The sequence below is a fragment of the Bombilactobacillus sp. ESL1097 genome, from assembly GCF_058107205.1.
On the sequence record NZ_JBYLUB010000001.1, the window covers coordinates 134,554 to 153,246 of the forward strand.

17 protein-coding genes and 2 pseudogenes are annotated in these 18,693 nt (G+C 36.1%); 13 read left to right on the forward strand and 6 right to left on the reverse strand.

The genetic code is table 11. From position 1 onward, the window contains the following. Nucleotides 1-63 precede the first annotated feature (63 nt). A complete protein-coding gene (locus tag AC3B6D_RS00625) occupies nucleotides 64-192 on the forward strand; it encodes a bacteriocin (RefSeq protein WP_489774685.1) in 129 nt (42 codons plus the stop codon). A gap of 172 nt (nucleotides 193-364) precedes the next feature. Continuing rightward, nucleotides 365-571, forward strand: a pseudogene (gene tnpA, locus AC3B6D_RS00630) (IS200/IS605 family transposase); the annotation flags it as partial. Between the two features lie 160 nt (nucleotides 572-731). Here the strand turns inward: tnpA and AC3B6D_RS00635 are convergent. Then, on the reverse strand, nucleotides 732-1,400 hold the full coding sequence (locus AC3B6D_RS00635) for a helix-turn-helix domain-containing protein (protein ID WP_489774686.1): 669 nt from the start codon (nucleotides 1,398-1,400) through the stop codon (nucleotides 732-734). 434 nt (nucleotides 1,401-1,834) lie between these two features. On the opposite strand from AC3B6D_RS00635, the gene AC3B6D_RS00640 reads away from it, so the two are divergent. The 3 genes from AC3B6D_RS00640 to AC3B6D_RS00650 all read left to right on the forward strand — a co-directional run bounded on the left by AC3B6D_RS00640 (nucleotide 1,835) and on the right by AC3B6D_RS00650 (nucleotide 2,515). Further along, the gene (locus AC3B6D_RS00640; protein ID WP_489769302.1) at nucleotides 1,835-2,017 is read left to right on the forward strand and encodes a hypothetical protein; all 183 of its coding nucleotides are present in this window, start codon (nucleotides 1,835-1,837) and stop codon (nucleotides 2,015-2,017) included. Nucleotides 2,018-2,057: 40 nt separating this feature from the next. Beyond that, nucleotides 2,058-2,237, forward strand: a complete 180-nt coding sequence (locus AC3B6D_RS00645; protein ID WP_489769301.1) for a ComC/BlpC family leader-containing pheromone/bacteriocin — start codon at nucleotides 2,058-2,060, stop codon at nucleotides 2,235-2,237. 89 nt (nucleotides 2,238-2,326) lie between these two features. Continuing rightward, a complete protein-coding gene (locus AC3B6D_RS00650) occupies nucleotides 2,327-2,515 on the forward strand; it encodes a hypothetical protein (protein WP_489769300.1) in 189 nt (62 codons plus the stop codon). A gap of 89 nt (nucleotides 2,516-2,604) precedes the next feature. Here AC3B6D_RS00650 and AC3B6D_RS00655 read toward each other — a convergent pair whose 3' ends face one another. The 3 genes from AC3B6D_RS00655 to AC3B6D_RS00665 form a co-directional block, all read right to left on the reverse strand. Continuing rightward, entirely contained in the window at nucleotides 2,605-2,943 is a 339-nt protein-coding gene (locus tag AC3B6D_RS00655) for a hypothetical protein (RefSeq protein ID WP_489769299.1), read from the reverse strand. 333 nt (nucleotides 2,944-3,276) lie between these two features. Further along, complete coding sequence (locus AC3B6D_RS00660; protein WP_489769298.1) at nucleotides 3,277-3,423, reverse strand: hypothetical protein; 147 nt, start codon at nucleotides 3,421-3,423, stop codon at nucleotides 3,277-3,279. A 169-nt stretch (nucleotides 3,424-3,592) separates the two neighbouring features. Further along, nucleotides 3,593-4,222 carry a helix-turn-helix domain-containing protein gene (locus AC3B6D_RS00665; RefSeq protein ID WP_489769297.1) on the reverse strand — a complete coding sequence of 210 codons (630 nt, stop codon included), beginning with the start codon at nucleotides 4,220-4,222 and terminating at the stop codon, nucleotides 3,593-3,595. 194 nt (nucleotides 4,223-4,416) lie between these two features. Here AC3B6D_RS00665 and AC3B6D_RS00670 point away from each other — a divergent pair, with 194 nt between their 5' ends. The 3 genes from AC3B6D_RS00670 to AC3B6D_RS00680 all read left to right on the forward strand — a co-directional run bounded on the left by AC3B6D_RS00670 (nucleotide 4,417) and on the right by AC3B6D_RS00680 (nucleotide 6,237). Next, complete coding sequence (locus AC3B6D_RS00670) at nucleotides 4,417-4,953, forward strand: hypothetical protein (RefSeq protein ID WP_489769296.1); 537 nt, start codon at nucleotides 4,417-4,419, stop codon at nucleotides 4,951-4,953. A 144-nt stretch (nucleotides 4,954-5,097) separates the two neighbouring features. Then, nucleotides 5,098-5,859, forward strand: a complete 762-nt coding sequence (locus AC3B6D_RS00675; RefSeq protein WP_489769295.1) for a CPBP family intramembrane glutamic endopeptidase — start codon at nucleotides 5,098-5,100, stop codon at nucleotides 5,857-5,859. Nucleotides 5,860-5,880: 21 nt separating this feature from the next. Further along, the gene (locus AC3B6D_RS00680; RefSeq protein ID WP_489769294.1) at nucleotides 5,881-6,237 is read left to right on the forward strand and encodes a hypothetical protein; all 357 of its coding nucleotides are present in this window, start codon (nucleotides 5,881-5,883) and stop codon (nucleotides 6,235-6,237) included. A gap of 92 nt (nucleotides 6,238-6,329) precedes the next feature. On the opposite strand, the pseudogene AC3B6D_RS00685 reads toward AC3B6D_RS00680, so the two are convergent. Continuing rightward, a pseudogene (locus tag AC3B6D_RS00685) lies at nucleotides 6,330-6,446 on the reverse strand (type II toxin-antitoxin system mRNA interferase toxin, RelE/StbE family); the annotation flags it as partial. 237 nt (nucleotides 6,447-6,683) lie between these two features. Here AC3B6D_RS00685 and AC3B6D_RS00690 point away from each other — a divergent pair. Together AC3B6D_RS00690 and AC3B6D_RS00695 are read left to right on the forward strand one after the other, a co-directional pair. Next, nucleotides 6,684-8,858: a peptide cleavage/export ABC transporter gene (locus tag AC3B6D_RS00690; protein ID WP_489774687.1), complete on the forward strand. Its 2,175-nt coding sequence runs from the start codon at nucleotides 6,684-6,686 to the stop codon at nucleotides 8,856-8,858. Next, entirely contained in the window at nucleotides 8,851-10,218 is a 1,368-nt protein-coding gene (locus AC3B6D_RS00695) for a bacteriocin secretion accessory protein (RefSeq protein WP_489769292.1), read from the forward strand. The genes AC3B6D_RS00690 and AC3B6D_RS00695 overlap by 8 nt, the downstream gene beginning before the upstream one ends. A 68-nt stretch (nucleotides 10,219-10,286) precedes the next feature. Here AC3B6D_RS00695 and AC3B6D_RS00700 read toward each other — a convergent pair whose 3' ends face one another. After that, the gene (locus AC3B6D_RS00700; RefSeq protein WP_489756997.1) at nucleotides 10,287-11,228 is read right to left on the reverse strand and encodes a DUF1002 domain-containing protein; all 942 of its coding nucleotides are present in this window, start codon (nucleotides 11,226-11,228) and stop codon (nucleotides 10,287-10,289) included. 285 nt (nucleotides 11,229-11,513) lie between these two features. Between AC3B6D_RS00700 and AC3B6D_RS00705 the strand changes: the two genes are divergently transcribed. The 3 genes from AC3B6D_RS00705 (at nucleotide 11,514) to AC3B6D_RS00715 (ending at nucleotide 18,660) form a co-directional block, all read left to right on the forward strand. Next, the gene (locus AC3B6D_RS00705) at nucleotides 11,514-12,569 is read left to right on the forward strand and encodes a D-alanine--D-alanine ligase family protein (protein WP_489769291.1); all 1,056 of its coding nucleotides are present in this window, start codon (nucleotides 11,514-11,516) and stop codon (nucleotides 12,567-12,569) included. 380 nt (nucleotides 12,570-12,949) lie between these two features. After that, nucleotides 12,950-15,454, forward strand: coding sequence for a hypothetical protein (locus tag AC3B6D_RS00710; protein WP_489774688.1), 2,505 nt, complete (start codon nucleotides 12,950-12,952; stop codon nucleotides 15,452-15,454). A gap of 503 nt (nucleotides 15,455-15,957) precedes the next feature. Further along, on the forward strand, nucleotides 15,958-18,660 hold the full coding sequence (locus tag AC3B6D_RS00715) for a BspA family leucine-rich repeat surface protein (protein WP_489774689.1): 2,703 nt from the start codon (nucleotides 15,958-15,960) through the stop codon (nucleotides 18,658-18,660). Nucleotides 18,661-18,693: the final 33 nt, after the last annotated feature.

Genomic DNA, 18,693 nt, shown 5'->3' on the forward strand with positions numbered 1-18,693 from the left:
ATATTCAGCTTGAAACCAGGGTCAAGTTCACGTTATGTTAAAGGATGTAAGGAGGAAAATTAAATGAAAAATGTAAATGAGTTTAAAAATTTAAGTAATAATGAATTAAATAGTGTTATTGGGGGAAAGAAAAATATGTGGCATGATTTATGGGTAGGATTTAAGCCATTATTTAAATCTTTTACTAATTAATACTATTTAATAATTAACGCTGATGAATTTTTTATTGGCGTTTTTAATTTATATAAGTTGAAAATAAACCCTTGTGGGGGTCAGAAATAGCTTTAGCGTTAAAAACTCCCTTTCGATATAATAGTTTTTGGCTACCAACCAATACTGTTATCGAAAGGGAGTTTTTCTAATCTTGAAACAAGATATTAATAGCCTAGCACATACAAGATGGAATTGTAAGTATCACATTATTTTTAACCTAAATATCGTCGAAAAGTAATCTATGGAGAATTACGGCCAGACATTTGTCTTAATCTTAAGGCGTTTGTGTGAATTAAAAGAATTGGAAATTATTGAAGCACATGCGACGCCAGATTATATTCACATGTTAGTGAAAATACTACTTAAAAAGTAAGAACAAATAAAAATCACGAGTAGTAGCAGTTGGTAGTGTGTTGACTGGGGCTTTAAAGGGACTTTTTGCGTCGGGTGAGAGCCCTTTTAGGGCTAAATAAAAAAGCCACCAGCTCAGCTAGTGGATAATTAACTAGTATTTAAATTTAACTAGCACTATTGTATTTTTTTGACAAATAATCGGATTTATTTTTAATCCAAAGTGGATATAGGGTTAGAAGTGTTGCTAATAAAAATGTGTTTATAATAATTATTATTAGCATACTAATGGATGTTCCTAGAGTTTGCGTTGCATTGGAATCGCTTGATAATATGTTTGTGATGTAAGGGTTATTAATCAAAAGAGCAATGTTAACTATTAAAGATCCAGCAAAAGAAATTAGTAACCAAACTAGTTTCTTTTTTGTTTGGAATCTTTGCCAATCAGTGAAGAAACATAAATACATAATTAAGACGATTAATGTTAACAAAGGTACAAACTTAATCTGCTGTAACTGACCAAATAAATGTAAGTAGTTTAAACATAATAACGGAATCAACAATACATATAAAAAGCTTTCCATATAGTGGTTATGGTTAGCAGTTTTCTCTTGTTTTTCATAGTGATCTAAAATCACGGCATCATCTTTAATTAAATAATCTAAGGAAAGATCAAACAAATTACTTAGATCAATTAAAGTATTAATGTCCGGAATACTGCGATTATTTTCCCAACCAGAAACAGTTTTCCTCGAAACCATTATTTTTTGTCCCAGTTGTTCTTGGGTTAAGTTCAGCTTTTGCCGATTTAATTTGATTTTCTCACCGATTGTCATCTTTATGTATACTCCTGGTTTAATTATATTAATTCGCTTACATATTTACATTATATGACAATGGTTATTAAGTTTCAGTATAAATATTCTGTTGTTTAAAATTATAGGTAGTTTTATGTCTTATTTTTAAAGATACCGGGAGTCTTTAATTATAAGTTGAATTTCTAATTAGAATATATTTGATTAGCAGGAAGTAAATAAGTTGTTAAAGATTAATAGGATATAAAAACTACGTTGATTAAAGATATACAGCATTGATAATACTGTTAGGACTAAGATAGTATATTTTTAATGGAAAACTTTGAATGTCTTAATTAAGCAGCTTGAGAGTATAACTATTTTAAAATAATATAAAGATGTCCGAAAATTAAATACTAGTTAATCAATTTACGGATATTTATATCATTAAATTTATAGTTAAGGGAGAAATTTATATGGTTGACTTTAATAAAAATAGTGCCTTTAATAATTTGTCTGAAGCTGATATGACTAATATTAATGGTGGCGGTGCATGGGGCGGAATATTGGGATTTGTCGGTAGTAATATAGCAAGTTCAGCTATAAGCCACGTTGGCAATATTTATTCTGGTTGGAAGCATGCTGGTCATAAAAGATAATTTATAATGTAATTTTAATTAATTATGGAGGAATAGTAAAATGACCCAAAACTTTAAAGTTAATAATTTTGATAAAATTGATACTGAAGCATTGAATAATATCAATGGAGGAAATTGGGAATCAAAATTTTGGTATGGAGTTGGTTATTGGTCACATGTTGCATGTAATAACAATGTTTACTACGCTCAACATTATGAACAAGGAATTAAATGGGGATAACAAAAAGCTGCTTTTGTAAGTGATTTTAATGAGCTGAAGAAATATCAATTTCTTTGGCTCGTTTTGTATTTGTAGAAATGGAGTTCATTATGATTAAAAAATTAATAAAAAGCCATTGTAATAAAAGATTAATAATAGTTATTTTATCTGTAATAAATTATTTTTGTCTGGAGCATATAAAGCAATTTTTGGATACTAATATTTTTGCTTTTATTATAGATGCTTTACTTTTACTGGCAACATTTTTGGGACTAATATATTTTATATTTGAAAAATAAAATACGCGTTGTGCTAATTATTTTTTCCAAATTATCTACAAATAAACATTGTTATAACGAATTACGCTAAATAACGGTCATGGTTGCGCTTAATATCGAATATTTGATTTCATAATCGTATATTTTGGTTTAATTTTCTGATTAACGATACCAGTTCTAATGTATTGAAATAAATCATCACATCTTTGGGTGAGACTATTAAATCTTGATCTTTCTGGTAAATCAAACAAATTTAACAAGCTTAATAAACGATAAAAACTACGTTGATTAGAGATACCAATTGTACTTGCAGACACCATTAAAGCTAATAATTGGACGTCTGATAATTTAGCCAAATGCACATTGCGGAGGTTTTGAATAGTAATAGGGACAAATTCTTGATAGAGTGGCGTTAAAATGTTAATCCAAGTTTGAATTAAAGATTGCAAGCTAAGAGATTCTTGGTTACACTTAAGTAGGTCTGACATGGCTATCACTTTCTTGTTAGAGGTAACTTAAAGTGTAGCCTAGTCAGGCTTTTTATTTCAACTATTTTTTAACTGGCACCACGCGTGATATTTATTTTCATTATTCCAAAAAGTCTCTGCCAGTGATGGAATTTGAGCAGCTATAAAAATTAAAACTTTTTTCAATATTTATTGACTCCTCGTTATTTTGTGTAGTTTGTTATTTTACTAAACTAAAAAGCGAAAAGATGCTTCCCTTTTATTAAATACTTGTATTATAGTATTGGTTAAATCAATACTATTCATCTTGTATTTTTATAAATGTTTATGAAGCCAAGAACTAACGCTATTACATCCCTTGTGTAGACCGTGGCCAATGCCGTAACCAAAGTTATAATCAGCTTTACCACCACCAGTAACACTTTGCAGTTTAATATTATCAATAATCTGAAAGTTATTCATTGGTTGTACTCCTTTCCATCAACTATTTTTATTGACGTAAGTCGTTGTAACTTACAACTTTTATTTTAATAAATATTTTTTAGAAAAGGTCGGCTTGTTTTTAACGTCTATTTTTCAATGATTAACGTTCACAAATGGCAGTCAGCAAATGTTTGTTTTTTAAACTTGTCTACGATTTTGAGTAATATTTTGTAGGATACAAATTAAAAATCATAATTAAGTAACAAGTATTGATAAGAGTCATTAGTAAAATACCAATGCACAGGCCCAAATCGAAGACGTGGTTAGTTGAAAAAGTATTAATAATATGTTGGTTAAATAACAAAATTAAAAGGTTGAAAATGAATGCCAATATACTAGAGATCATGAGACGGAACAGTAGGCGGTGTTGTTGGAATCTTTGCCAATCATCAAAAAGATAAAGATAAAATATCAAAATCACGACCATTGTTGTAAAAACAAAGCGTACCTGAGGAATCGTTCCAAAAAATTTAAAATAGTTTAGTCCTAATAATATTGGCAGTAGCCAATAAATGTATAGTTTTAAATGCTTGAAACGTGATAGTTTCTTTTCTTGCTGTTCATAATGATCTAATACTTGGGGATCGTTACGAATTAAATCATCTAAGCTCGTCTGAAAGATATCGCATAAATTGATAAGAATGTTAATGTCGGGAATACTATGGTTGTTCTCCCAGCCAGAAATAGTTTTGCGAGAAACCATAATTTTTTGTCCCAGTTGCGCTTGAGTTAATCCTTGTTGTTGACGGTAAAATTTGATTTTTTCGCCAATATTCATTGTTTGTACCCCTAAGTTTTGACTTAATAAACAATGTTTTAATTATATTACGAATTTTTCAGCTGAGCCAAATATTTCCAGGGAAATATTGCCCCAAATAAGTAGTGTCTGAGAAATGAAGCTTGTTAAATTGAAGAAAAAGTCTTTAAATGTAAGCGTATAATAAAATGCTATTTTACAGGGGGAGTTAAATTATGTTAACTTTTGGTCGTAAACCGTTATATCGTCCATTAATAATGAGTTTGTTAATAGGTGCAGTGTTTGGCTTGTTTGTTGGATCGGTTTGGAACGTGGGTTTAGGTGTCGCAGTATTTGTAGTAGTTTTTATTTTGATGATTTTAAATTATACGCGGAAAGTTGCCACGTTAGATGGTTATTTACAAGTTGATGAGCAGAGAATTTATTATTATCCTACAGCTAGTTTTGGTGAGCGGATTTCCTTAGTTTTATTGCCTTTTAAAAAACCACAAAGTGTTGCAATTGATGAGGTGTCATCTTATCAAATTCAAGGGCGCCATGATAAATTTACTGATGTTAATTTGCCACTGCCAGTTTCCACTGCTTACGGGGCTTTCTTGCCAGGAATGCTGGCTGCTAAGAATCCAATTAATTTAACGTTAACTTTAAAAAATTCGCAAACTATTACGATTGATTTATCAATTGACTATGTTTATGATCAACAAAATTTCCGGCAAAAGTTGACTGGTTTACAACCATATTTACCTGAATAAAAATTTGAACTTTTTCACTAATCTTAGTGAAGCGATTTAGTAAGTCGTTGGGTGCAATAATGTTGGATATTGTGTTAGTTGTTTTGCTTATTTCAGCGTCCAACAACCATATGTGATGAAAATTAAATTTAAAGTGTGACTTGAATGAAGTTAAGTAAACAAGTACAGTTGGCAATTGGTATTATAATTGTTTATTTTGGAGTAGATGCGTTATTGGCTCAATACGGTAACGATAACAATTTTCGCTTAGGTGTGATTAAGTTCATCTTGGCAGCTGTTTTAAGCTTAGCAATTGTTGGTATTAGACGTTTATCACAGGTTGAACCTGTTAAGGTATTGGTGACAGCTAAGTTCTCTCATAGATTGGTCTATTACTTTGTAGCTTTAATTTATATGATCTTGTACTTTTTGTTTAACGGAACAATTGTAGGGGTGGTTAATGCGCTACAAGAAAAGCCATTACAAATTTTTAATATCTTTTTGATAGCTGCTGCGGCAGGCATATTTGAAGAGTTATTAAACCGTGGCTTATTATTTGATCTGTTTTGGCAATGGAAACAAAATAGTCGCTATCGCTTATTGTGGGCGTCCGTTGGGAGTAGTGTCTGTTTTGCACTATTACACTTAATGAATTTTCTTGAGGGACAATCATTCATTTCTACCGTTCAACAAATGTTCATGGCTTTGATTATGGGATTGTTCTTAGCATATTTGCGTATTGTCTTTCATGGATTTACGTTACCTATTGTTGTACATTTTTTATTGGATTTTGCTCCAAGCATTACTGGCGTTCAGCCAGTCAATCCATGGTGGCCATTGGCGCTAGCTTTTGTTGTTTTCTTTGTGCCAATTTGTTATTTAATTTGGCGATTATCAAAATTAAAAACTCATAATATAAACAATTAATAAACTTGGAGGAAGTAATAAATGGCTCAAAAAGATGGTGCCTTTACTGGCGTTGGCATGGAGATGAAGCAAACAATCCATTCTAAGAAAAATTCTGATTTCGTTAATTTAATGTTATGGACTTTAGCAATTTGTTTAGGCAATGTAATTTTGCAGAGAAATGTAGCCCATTTGTCGATAACCAATTATCATATTTTGTTCGTAGTCCTAATTGGTGTCTACATTATTGGTGCCGTAATTTGGACAGCTTTATTTTGGAAAACTAAAGTTGCCCACACTTCAATTAAAGCTGAGAATAAAACAAAATTTTATTGGACAAACATTGGCAAAACGGTCGTATACATTATTTTTAGTATTAGTTTATTTTTGATTTTGTAATTTTACTGCAATTGATAAATCCTACTTAGCTTGTTAGCTAGGCAGGATTTTGAATGTATTTAATTATCTGAAAAGCTCTACGTGTGAACCAGCATCAATAACCAATCTGGCTTAATATGTAAATCACGCTCCGGTTTACGATTCACCCAAGTTCAATGGCAAATTATATACTTTTTCAAAATCTTCTTTTTTATAACGACTTTTAAGATGTTTTTATAGTAGCTTTTAAAGCGTCTTTCAAAATTATATTATGGATTTAAAATATTTTACTGTTTAAGTTATTTGTCATTAATATTTCCTAGGTAATAATGTCTGTCACAGATAGCTTGTACTTTGAGAAAAATGGTTTTACATTAAGTATATTAGTAGATTTTTCATTTTAATGAATGTCTAGAATCTGCTAAATTATTATTTAGCTTAATTTAAAGACAAGTTGGAGTGTGTTGATGAATCCCAAAAAACTTTATATTCCTCAAGTTGATGAAGAAGATTGTGGTGTGGCAGCTCTAGCCATGATTTTGAAAAATTATGGTTCGGAATTTTCCTTAGCGCGTTTGCGCACTTTTACTAAGACAACGAATGAAGGCACCACAGCCCTTGGCTTAAAAAAGGCCGCGGAACATTTTGACTTGGAAGTTCAAGCCGTGCAAGCTGATGCTTCGTTATTTCAAATGAAGGATGTTCCATATCCGTTTATTGCGCACGTCGTGAAAGATGAAGCCTTGGAACATTATTATGTCGTGCTCAAGGCAGAACAGAAAGGCGTGTTGATTGCTGATCCCGATCCAGATGTTGGCGTCACTAAAATGACTTACGAGCAGTTTAACCAAGAGTGGACGGGGGTGAGTTTGTTTTTTGCGCCCAAACCAACGTATCAGCCGGTGAAAGACCAACAAAAGAATTCATTGGCACAATTCTTGCCCGTAATTTTCAAGCAAAAAAAATTATTAGTCAACATTATTTTAGCCGCACTATTAGTGACGTTAATCAGTATTTTGGGATCATATTTTCTCCAAAGTTTAATTGATACATATATTCCCAATAATATGATTCACACCCTATCAATTATTGCGCTGGGTTTAGTAGTGGCTTACATCTTTCAGGCAATTTTTTCGTATGCGCAAAATTTTTTACTGGCAATTTTAGGTCAGCGGCTATCAATTGAGATTATTTTAGGCTATGTGCGCCATATTTTTGAATTGCCGATGTCGTTTTTTACCACGCGCAAAACAGGCGATATTATTTCGCGGTTTAATGACGCCAACAAAATTATTGATGCGCTAGCGAGCTCCATTATTTCGATTGGCTTAGATTTAACCATCGTGGTTATTATGGGGACAGTTTTAACGCTGCAAAACGGGACGTTATTTTTAATTACATTAATTGCGTTGCCGATTTATATTGTAATTATTTGGGCGTTTAATAAACCGTTTGAAACCTTGAATCGCAAGCAAATGGAAAGCAGTGCAGTGTTAGATTCTTCCATTATTGAAGACTTGCACGGAATTGAAACGATCAAGTCATTATCGAGCGAAGAACAGAGTTATCAAAAAGTTGATCATGAATTTGTGGATTTACTCAAAAAAAATTTAAAATATACCAAAGCTGATCAATTACAACAAGCCCTCAAGCTCTTTGTGCAATTAGGACTCGGCGTCGTAGTTTTATGGGTGGGATCCAATTTGGTGGTCAAAAATGTGCTGACAGTCGGCCAATTAATGACCTTTAACGCCTTACTGACTTATTTTACTAATCCGCTGCAAAATATTGTGAACCTGCAACCTAAACTTCAAAGTGCCAAGGTAGCTAATAATCGACTCAACGAAATATATTTGGTGGAATCGGAGTTTAATCAAGAACGTCCGCTGAAAGAACAGGAGCTGTTGCATGGTGATTTAGAATTGCGAAATGTGAGTTACCGCTATGGTTACGGTCAAGACGTTTTGCACCAAATCAATTTAACGATTCAAGCGGGTTCCAAGTTAACAATCGTGGGGATGAGTGGCTCGGGCAAGTCCACCATGGTCAAACTATTAGTTGATTTTTTTGAACCGACCAAAGGACAAGTGTTGATTAATGATCATAACGTCCAAGAAATTGATAAAACCGCTTTGCGGCACCAGATTGTCTATGTACCGCAAGACCCGTATGTTTTTTCGGGGACGATTTTGGATAATCTCAAATTAGGCAATCGCCCGGGGGTTACGTTTGAAGACATTCGCCAAGCTTGTGCGGTGGCGCAAATTCAATCCGACATTGAACACATGTCCTTACAATATGAAACCAAACTTGATGAAAATGGCGATATTTTATCTGGCGGGCAAAAGCAACGCTTAACAATTGCACGGGCACTATTATCACCGGCGCAAGTTTTGATTTTTGACGAATCAACCAGTGGGCTAGATGCTATTACGGAAGCTAAGTTGGTGGCGGCACTCTTAAAATTGCCACAAACGGTGATTTTTATCGCCCACCGCTTAGCAATTGCGGAAAAAACCAATAACATTGTCGTTTTAAAACAGGGCCAATTAATTGAACAAGGAACGCACCAAGAATTAGTCGCCCAACAAGGCGAATACTTCCGCTTATTAAACGCAACGGGAGGTGGTTTAAATGGATGAGTCTCAATTAGAGAGTAGTGAATTTTATCATGCGCGCTTTAATAACTTTTCGACATTATTAATTGTGCCGGTGGCCATTTTGATTGTGTTAGTAATTTTATTTTCTTTGATTGGCCAACGTGAAATTACGATTAAGGCGCCTAGTCAAGTCGCCTCGGGCAAAGCAGTTTCCATTTTACAATCGACGAGTAATAATCAAATTACGCATGATTATTTAAAAGAAGGACAACACGTTCATAAGGGGCAGCTATTGGTCACTTATCAGTCCCAATCTTTAAAGCATCAGTTGACTTTATTACGGCAACAACAACAGTTATTTCAACAACAGTTAACGGCACTCACCACTTTGAATAATAGCCTGCAGCAAAATCAAGATTTGTTTGCCCAGACGGATCAATTTGGTTATGAGGATTTGTATCACAGTTATCAAAATCAACGCCAAGTATATCTCTTGGAAAATGAATTGTTACAACAAAAGTCCCAAACGAATACTGCCAAAAAGAATAAGCTGATCGCGAATTTAAATACTAGTTTACAAACAGCGCAAACCAAATTAGCTGCTTATCAAAATATTGCCCAAGCGATTAAGCAAGGCTCTGATCCGGGCAATTCCACTTATCGTTATTTATATACAGCTTATCTCACAGCCAAACAAACCCAAGATCCGAGCACTGCGCAAGCAGATGCTTTAACCAATATTCAGCAACAAATTGACCAGTTGCAAGACAGCATTCAAGCGACGACTCAGCAAAAATTAGAGTTAAGCGATTTTGATAGTAGTCAATACGATGTGGCAACTAATCAGCAAAAATTGGCTAGTTTACAAGCGGAACAATTGAGGTCCTGTTCTCAACAACAAATAGATCTGAAACAAAAGCAAAGTCAGAATAATTTAAAACTCAAAGAAGTTCAAGATTCCACGCATGATTTGAAAGTTAAAGCGCCGATTACGGGGATCGTCCACGTGTTAAATCCCAATCAGCGTAATAAATTGGTGGGCACGGGCAATCCGCTGGCTCAAATTTATCCGCCGTTGACGGTTCAAAAACCACTCAAATTGCAGGCTTATGTTGCGCCCAATGATATTTCAACCGTACGGCGCCAGCAAATTTTACGAGTTAAAATCAGTCGCAATGTGCCGACCCCCATTGTCTTGAGCGGACGCATTAAAACCATTAGTGTTGCACCGGTGACTGTGGGTAAGAGTAATTATTATGTCGTTGAAGCATTGGCAAAAGTCCCAGCGGCACAAATTGCTAATTTGCATTATGGCATGGCGGGACAAGGTTCCATTATCACCGGTCGGGAATCATTTTTCACTTATTATAAAAACCGCTTATTTAATCATGAAGATAATTAAGTTAATAAAAAAGGCTAGGATCAAAGTCGCTGTCTTGCTGACTGATACCTAGCCTTTTGACATATCAATTAAAACAAATTTTGAAAGAAGTTGACGATTTTAGTCCACAATTGCTGTAAGAAGCCTTGATTTTGGGGAGTATTGACTTTGTTAAATAAATCTTGGGCATGACTTTTGATATCCGAACTTAATTTATTGGCCTGCTGGCGAAAGTTGCCATTTTTTAAAGCACCGGAATCCCGAATTTGAACCAATAAGTTAATGATTTTTTGTTTCTGATTATCAGTAATAATGTTTTGCAGATTATTATTTTGAATCGTGTTGTTGACGATATTGGTGATTTGATTAACCGTCACGTTATTCCCAATCTTGGCCATTTGACTCTTAGCCTGCGCAATCGCGTTGTTGAGTTGGGTATCACTATAGCCTTGTTGGCCCTTATTTTGTTGGCTAATTTGGCTTAACGTTCCCATTTCATTTTGCGCTGCGGCGACTTGATTCTCATTGAGTTGTTGGCCATTTTGAGCAAAGGCGGCGTAAACACCAGCTAAGGCACCCGAACCATCAATCGGAGTGGCCGAAGTGACGTAGATATTAGCGTCGCTAATCCCGGCGGTTAAAGCCGCATTACGGTATTGATTAGCAGTAATCGTGGTGATGTTATTGTGACCGTCATATTTTAAAATTTGGACGTTAATGCCCGAACCACGGCTGGTCTTTTCAATTAAAGCTGAGGACCAAACGCCTGATTGCTCCGTGAAGTTATCGCCTGCCGGATTGAGGTATTGCACTAACGTGGCACCGGTGACGGTGATTTGTTGAAAGTTTTTATTTTGGATTTGATTCGATAAAACGTCAATCGTCCCTTGCTTTTGGGCGTTGGACAATGAAGTTCCTAAGGTCATCACCGGGGTGTCCCAATTATTGTCCGCTTGGGTGGTGGTCGTCGTTAGCCACCAGCCACCAATTAACACAGTCAATAAGGTTAATAAACGTGTTCGTAATTTCATGGTGTTTTCCTCCTCATGGGGATCTAGGATTATTATAACAACTTAACAAATTACTGACTACTTTCGCGCAAAGAGTACTTATGTAATGACAAACTTATTCGGTCAATGATTAGCAGAAAATTGTTAGAATTTATGCTGCTTGGAGTTACTATTGCTAAACATTTCAGTGGTAGATAGCTACCAGGAGGAACGATTTTCTATTGGTTCTTTAATTAAATGTGTTATACTCAAGGTTCTAAGTACGACCGATAAATGAACTTCAATTTAATTAAAGGAGTTAAACAAATGAAAATAGTTGTTTTGGCCGGTGGCCGCAGCACCGAACGCAATGTTTCACTATCGTCTGGTGTCAAAATTACCAATGCTTTACGCTCTAAAGGCTACTCTGTAGCCTTGGTGGATTCTTTCTTGGGCCAAGAACTAGCGGCCAATCAGAAGGTTGAAGATCTTTTCACGACGCAATTAGCGGATGAGACCAAGTTAGTGATTGATGATGAAGTGCTCACAGATGAAAAGATTAATGCTTTGCGCACGGATGGTACGCGTGGCTTACTTGGCAAAAACGTACTCAAGATTTGCCAAGCTGCTGACTTGGTTTATCTTGGTTTGCACGGTGAAGATGGCGAAAATGGCAAAGTCCAAGCCGTGTTAGATGTCTTTGATATTCGTTACACGGGTAGCGGTCCCTTAGCTTCCGGTCTGGCAATGAATAAGAAGTTTTCTAAGGAAGTTTTTGTGCAAAATCAAATTCCTACGGCACCTTATATAACGACCAAAACCACGCAAATCGCTCCAGCGGACATTCCGTTTGGTTTTCCAGTTGTGGTAAAACCGGCTAATGGTGGTTCGAGTGTAGGTACGCACATTGTGCGCGAATATGCGGATTTGGCGGCGAGCTTAGAGGATGCCTTTTTATTTGACGAGGAAGCTTTGATTGAGAAGTACATCCAAGGGCGCGAATTTTCGGTGGCCATTATTGATGGCGAAGTTTTGCCACCCGTGGAGATTGTGGTGACGACTGGTTGGTATGATTTTCAGCATAAGTTCCAAGATAATAACCAAACGCAATTCATTACACCACCCGAGTTGGATCATGAAACAGCGCAAGTTTTAGAAAAGTTGACGCGCCAAACTTTTGCGGCCTTAGATATGCAAAATTACGGGCGCATTGATTTCTTGGTAAGTGAAGAAGGGGCTTACGTCATGGAAGCTAACTCACTACCGGGCATGACGCCGCGCTCTTTGATTCCGCGTGAAGCGGCTGCCGTGGGGATTAGTTATCCTGATTTATGTGAGAAGATTATTCAAAGTAAATGGCGTTGGTACGAGCAACAAGCTTAAAATTTAAGAGATAAACAAGACGACTGATGGTTCAAAAAAGCCACAGTCGTTTTTTTGTGCTTTAGAAAAGCCAATGAATTAATTCAAATGTTACATAATAATGGTTTTACTTTAATAATTTACATTAAAAAGAATAATTAGTAATTAAATCTAAATATTTTTATATTTATTAAATATAAAAAAATATTAGATATAATGAATATATTACTCAACAAAATTCGTGATTCATGGTATACTCTAACAAATGATACTGACAAAAAACTGATGTAATCCCCATCTGTAGGCGTTTTATTATCGATAAAAGTATAACTGCTGCTGTAATTTTGATAATTATATTTTGAATAAATATTTTCTAAAATATATTATGGATAGTGAGGCTAATGCGTAACGATAAAATTTTATCAATAGTAATTTTATTATTTAGTTGGGCTTTGATTTTGCAACTACACGTTAATAATGTTAATGCTGATCCCAATGATGTGACTGCCCCGCTGGTCAAACAAGTGGGGTCAGTTACGTTACCGAATAATCAAGTTTTACAGGCGCCGACCATTACTGTCAGTAATTTGGCAGTTAATCCGCCACAAGCTACAGATATTGATGATGGCTTGACTTGGTCGCCGGCTCAAAACCGGATTGAGCTCGGTCAAACGTCAGCTATTACGAATAATCAAGGTAAAAGTGTCAATATGGGTTTTACCTTTGGTGGTTGGGGTGATCTTACGATTTCGGGTCAATTAACTGCTAGCCGCAAGGCCAATATCTTCTTACATGATGGTCAAAAAGATAACGGAACTCCCAACAATATTCAAGCTTTCTATGGTGGTGTCAGTATTGGTCCCAGTACCAGTGTTGATTATGCCTTATTAGATAGTACGACGACCTCCATTGGGCAAACAGGAGGAGTTTTACAAACGATGTCTAATTTGACGTATTTTGTTTCTAAAGATGCCAGTGGAAGAGTCCAGGCAGTTAAGATTATGGGATACTTACGTTCTGGGGCTTTGGAAGTGGAAGAAGTGTTGCGGACTTCTCGTTACTCAGATGGTGGCGTAGCTCAGGAATTGTATGTTAAGAATGTTTCAACGACATTGCAAAATTATGTGGTAGCTGAAGGGGAAGATACGAAGTTAGAAAATGAAGATCAGATTGGCTCTTATGTTAGTGACCGGGTACCGGTTTATGCCTTGGGGGATAACCGGGGCATGTATATCCAGTCTCCAAATCATCGTTTAAATATTAATACCGATGTTACCGATGGTCCTACGCATTGGCTCGCGGGTTTTTATGGCGATTATATCAAGTGCAATACGAGTGGAGTCAGTACTTTTGCTTATGGCACTGCCGTGTTTAAGGGCAGTAGTTTAGCCAATGCTACCGGTCAAGAGGTTGGTAGTTATCCTGCTGGCTCTGAGTTATTACCAAAAAGCGGCGGTTCCTATCCCGATTCAGCGTATGCTCTGCTGTGGCCAGTAACTAATTTGGCGGTTGGTCAAACTAAGCATTACGCGGTTGATTTGGGAATTAATGCTAGTGCGTATTCTAAACCATGGTTGACAGAAACTTGGCGCAACGTTTCCCGGAGTGATGGCAAAAATTATCCCCAAGATCAAATTGAGTTTGATGTGACTTTAGGTAATGATGGTTTTGCGAGTGCTTATCAAACCACCAACTTAAGTAATTTGCTCCCCACTGATTTCCAAGTTACAAGTGCTAAAATTACTTACGCCAATGGTCAGGACAAAACGGTTGCTTATAATATTGCTAATCGAGGACTGCAATTGAGCCCTGCTGATGCAATTGTACTCAAGGATAACCAAAAGGCAAAGATTACTTTTCTGGGGACAATTAATACGAGTGCTAATGGAACAACTTTAAGTACGACGCCTAAGGCGACAGCCATAGAACAGAATTTAAGTAGTCATCCAACCAGTGATTTTTATGGTTCCACTTTGAGTATTCCAGTTGAAAAATTAACTTTTTCTGCCAATTTAACGCAAACCGCGGTGGATCGTACGCGCAGTTTACCAACCAATTATTATGTTCCCGGAGATACGATTGATTTTTATTTAGACTATCAGATTGCTGCGGATAGTACGGCCACGGCATCACAGCTAGTCTTTACAACACAAGCCAGTGCTGGTTTGAAGTTTGCTAATTATGTTTTTGCGAGCGACGGCATTAATAATACTGATTTAGTAACTACTTATATGACAGATCAGACAAATGCCAATTGGCCGCAAACAATTGTAGTTAAAAAACGCAGCGGAGAAGCTTTCAAAGCGGGCGATCACTTGCGTTTAACGATTACTGGTGTAGCCGTAGGGGATTTATCTGGAGCACATAATAGTAGTTATCAAACTTTACAACATAATGTCAATGCTTCAGCACCTCTCAATTCTGGGCAAGGGAATACTGTTAACGCGCCAATATTAATATTGCAGCGTGCTAATTTCGCTTATTTTACTGAGATACCGACGACGATTGATTTTGGTAAAGTTGTGAATGCGGGGCAATCCGTGACTAATCGTGCTACCAAGGGAGCGTTAAAAGTTAATAGTTATTTTCAAAATGCGACCGCTCAAGGTTATGAGATCCGAGTGGCTTATGATAATACTGGTAGTCAAAGATTAACAAACGGCTCGGTTGGCTTAATACCACAAGGAACGTCGTTATTAGCATATCAAGAACAGCCGGTTTTAAGCAGCGGTATTAAGGTGGCCAAGATTACGCCTAGTTCTGGTAATAGTATTGGCATTAATGAACGTGGGATTGATTTGACTGATTTAGTGGGAGCTAACCAGTGGCAATTACATGCGCAGCGTAATGCTTTAGCTGGAGATTATAAAGGAAAGCTAACGTGGTCGATGGTTAATTCGCTGTAAAATTGAACCGAAAATAAAGGGCTAATTGTTTAATTCTTGGATTAAACAATTAGTCTTTTTTGTGCTGTGAGTGCTGTTGTTTTAACTCTGGATGACAATATTAATTTACAGCCGTCGGCATTGATCATCAACAAATATTTAAAAAAGCAATCTAATTAAAAAATGTCAAAAAACATTTCAAAATTAACTATTAGAAAAAATTGGAAAATATTTGTTATTTGTTATAGATGAGTGCTATAATCTCTTCGAAGTTTAATAATATAAATCTTATTTTTTGAATCAAATTATGTATTATTCAGTTTTTACGAGTGAATAAATATATAATTTGATTAATTATTTTAGAGTAAAAGATAAAAACAACATTTAAAAGAATTAAATATTATCTGACTGTTATTAATGATGAGACTTAAAAGTATTTGATGGCAACTTTGGATTAAACACTGTTTAAGTAAAAATAATCAATCCTGAACGGGGCGATTAACGAGAGAAGGGTGGTGCAGGAAATGTTTAAATCTGGCAAGTTAGTGCTCATAACTGCGTTGTTGTTATTTATTATGAGCTGGGCATGCTCGCAGCACACGGTCATATTAGCGACTTCTCAGCGGGGACAAGCAGCTACATCTCGCATTCAACAGCAAAGTAATACTAAGAGTTCAACAACTATAACCACGCAACCAGTGCTGCATTTATTATCTGTACCGCAGAATTTAACTCAGTCCCCTGCACCGGCTTCAACGTTGAACAATGTCATTAATGTTCAAGCTGATCCAACAACTGCGGTTACTTCGGGGACGTTGGGCAGTTGTTATTGGTATTTATCTGATAACAATACGATTTTAAATATTAATGCTGGAACTATAGGAACCGTGAACAATACAATGCCTGGTGAAGATCCTAATAGCACTTACCGGAATCGCTGCGGTCCTTGGATTGCTTATCGCGATCAGATTACCACCGTCAAGATTGCCCCCGGTGTGAAAACAAATAGTGATTGTTCTTATTTATTTGCTAATTTAACTAATTTACAGCAGATTGTTGGTTTAACAAACTTGGATACTAGTCAAGCTACTATGATGGGAAATTTATTTCGAAGTTGTACTTCATTAAAGAAAGTTGATTTAAGTAATTTTAAGACTTTGAATGTTAATAATATAGAAGGAATGCGCAGCTTGTTTTTCGATTGTGCAAGTTTGACGGATATTGATCTGAGCAGTTTTAATACCAGTAATAATCATGACATCGGTTATATGTTTGATAACTGTTCCAGCTTAACGCATATTAATTTTGGTAATAACTTTGACACGAGTCAAGTAATTAATCTGAGCTACATGTTTTATAATTGTACTAAGCTACCGGAGATTGATTTTGGTCAGAAGTTTGCTACAAGCAAAGTTACTAATATGGAAGCAATGTTTTACGGCTGTTCCAGCTTAAGTAATTTAGATTTAAGTTCTTTTCAAACTAGTAAAGTGACTGATATGGGATGGCTGCTTTATGGGTGTTCCAACTTGTCAAAAATCACCTTCGGTGCGGGATTTGATACGAGTAATGTAACGTTAATGAAGTCAATGTTTAATCAGTGCAGTAATTTGACCAGTTTGGATGTTAGTCAAATTAAAACTTCATCAGCTACTAATATGTCGTATATGTTTTATGGCTGTTATAACTTACCAACTTTGGATTTAAGCACCTTTGACACTAACAAAGTCGCTGATATGTCTTACATGTTTTACGGGTGTTCTAATTTGCAAACTTTGAATTTAAGTTCCTTTAACACTGCTCATTTGACCGGCATGACTCAAATGTTCACTTTGGATTTGAAACTGTGGAAGCTACAATTAGGCACGGATACCAAGTTTACGAATTCGCCGGATTTAGCAATGCCCCAAGCAGGACAAATCTCAACTTACAATGGTTACCAATATGAAAATGTAGGTGGTTGGCAAAGCGTTGCTGGCGGCAGTGATATTGCCCCGGCAGGTACCATTTATTCTAACAGTGATAGTTTAAATAGTCATTTAGCAACCAATCATATTCTGCCCGAAACATTAGTCTGGCAAAGAAAGTGGGCCAACACTGCGCCAACATTAACACCGACTCAAACCAGTTATACCTATGCGCAAGATTGGAATAGTAACCAATTACCGCCATTTGAGTTTGATGTTCGAGTTCAAGATCCTGATAGTACGACCGTGGCGCTGTATTACTCTATTGATAAGCAGTTGGTTAATTTAACGGATATCAAAAAGTGTCAGCAACTAACAACTTTCTCGGGCACTAGTTCGGCTCCGATTAATACCACTTACCCAGCTCAAATTAAAGTTGATTCTGATCTCAAGACATTAGCTATACCGAAACAAGGTGGACATCAAATCTACCTATATGGGATTGATAGTGGTGGCCAATTCACGACGATTAATCCCCGAGTTACCACCGCGCAGTTGACAATTAGAGAAAATAGTAAAATTACAGTGGATACGGTTGACCAAAATGGTAATCCGTTACCTAACGCTGAGGAAACCGGCAACCGGCCCGCGGCTTCTTATTATGGTTCGGTAGGCGAGACTTTGAATCTTGCCCAAGATACTACTAATTATCCCGACGATATTTATACTAAATATCATCGTTATCATTTAAAAACACGCCCTGCTTCAGTGACCTATCAATCAGTCGCGAATGCTGACGGTTCCAAACCAAGTGCTAATCCTGTTGAAGTCAAGATAGTATATACTGAGGTCGGTAGCCTAATGCTGCAAGGCGTTCCTGCTAATTTAGATTTTGGCACTAAGATTATTTCACAAAGTAGACAATTAAACCATTTGCCTGAGAGTTCATCCAACCAAAACTTGCAAGTGGTGGACACTACCCAAAAGCCTAATTGGCAATTATTAGTTAGGTTATCAGAACCATTGACGAATCATAATAACGATTTGTTGAGTAATGTTTTGAAATATCAGCAAAGAAATAATGGTACTTTAGAAACAGTAGGTACTAGTGATACTTTGGTAGATAGTAAAACAGCGACTGTTGATACTATTCAGACGCCGAAGATTGACACAACAGATATTTCAAAAGCTTGGTGGTCTGCTAATGGGCAACAAGTAGCCGGATTGATGTTAGATTTACGCACGGCTTTGCTTAACTTTCAAAGTGGTCAATATCAGGGACAATTGACGTGGTCAATCACTAATTCGTTGATGAATTAAAAATGATTGTTGGTAATTGCATTTTAAATAAAC

What these genes read in the sequence shown, in the direction of transcription:
- AC3B6D_RS00625 (WP_489774685.1), top strand. Translation starts at nt 64, where the DNA reads ATGAAAAATGTAAATGAGTTTAAAAATTTAAGTAATAATGAATTAAAT.
- AC3B6D_RS00635 (WP_489774686.1), bottom strand. Translation starts at nt 1,400, where the DNA reads ATGACAATCGGTGAGAAAATCAAATTAAATCGGCAAAAGCTGAACTTA.
- AC3B6D_RS00640 (WP_489769302.1), top strand. Translation starts at nt 1,835, where the DNA reads ATGGTTGACTTTAATAAAAATAGTGCCTTTAATAATTTGTCTGAAGCT.
- AC3B6D_RS00645 (WP_489769301.1), top strand. Translation starts at nt 2,058, where the DNA reads ATGACCCAAAACTTTAAAGTTAATAATTTTGATAAAATTGATACTGAA.
- AC3B6D_RS00650 (WP_489769300.1), top strand. Translation starts at nt 2,327, where the DNA reads ATGATTAAAAAATTAATAAAAAGCCATTGTAATAAAAGATTAATAATA.
- AC3B6D_RS00660 (WP_489769298.1), bottom strand. Translation starts at nt 3,423, where the DNA reads ATGAATAACTTTCAGATTATTGATAATATTAAACTGCAAAGTGTTACT.
- AC3B6D_RS00665 (WP_489769297.1), bottom strand. Translation starts at nt 4,222, where the DNA reads ATGAATATTGGCGAAAAAATCAAATTTTACCGTCAACAACAAGGATTA.
- AC3B6D_RS00670 (WP_489769296.1), top strand. Translation starts at nt 4,417, where the DNA reads ATGTTAACTTTTGGTCGTAAACCGTTATATCGTCCATTAATAATGAGT.
- AC3B6D_RS00675 (WP_489769295.1), top strand. Translation starts at nt 5,098, where the DNA reads ATGAAGTTAAGTAAACAAGTACAGTTGGCAATTGGTATTATAATTGTT.
- AC3B6D_RS00680 (WP_489769294.1), top strand. Translation starts at nt 5,881, where the DNA reads ATGGCTCAAAAAGATGGTGCCTTTACTGGCGTTGGCATGGAGATGAAG.
- AC3B6D_RS00690 (WP_489774687.1), top strand. Translation starts at nt 6,684, where the DNA reads ATGAATCCCAAAAAACTTTATATTCCTCAAGTTGATGAAGAAGATTGT.
- AC3B6D_RS00695 (WP_489769292.1), top strand. Translation starts at nt 8,851, where the DNA reads ATGGATGAGTCTCAATTAGAGAGTAGTGAATTTTATCATGCGCGCTTT.
- AC3B6D_RS00700 (WP_489756997.1), bottom strand. Translation starts at nt 11,228, where the DNA reads ATGAAATTACGAACACGTTTATTAACCTTATTGACTGTGTTAATTGGT.
- AC3B6D_RS00705 (WP_489769291.1), top strand. Translation starts at nt 11,514, where the DNA reads ATGAAAATAGTTGTTTTGGCCGGTGGCCGCAGCACCGAACGCAATGTT.
- AC3B6D_RS00710 (WP_489774688.1), top strand. Translation starts at nt 12,950, where the DNA reads ATGCGTAACGATAAAATTTTATCAATAGTAATTTTATTATTTAGTTGG.
- AC3B6D_RS00715 (WP_489774689.1), top strand. Translation starts at nt 15,958, where the DNA reads ATGTTTAAATCTGGCAAGTTAGTGCTCATAACTGCGTTGTTGTTATTT.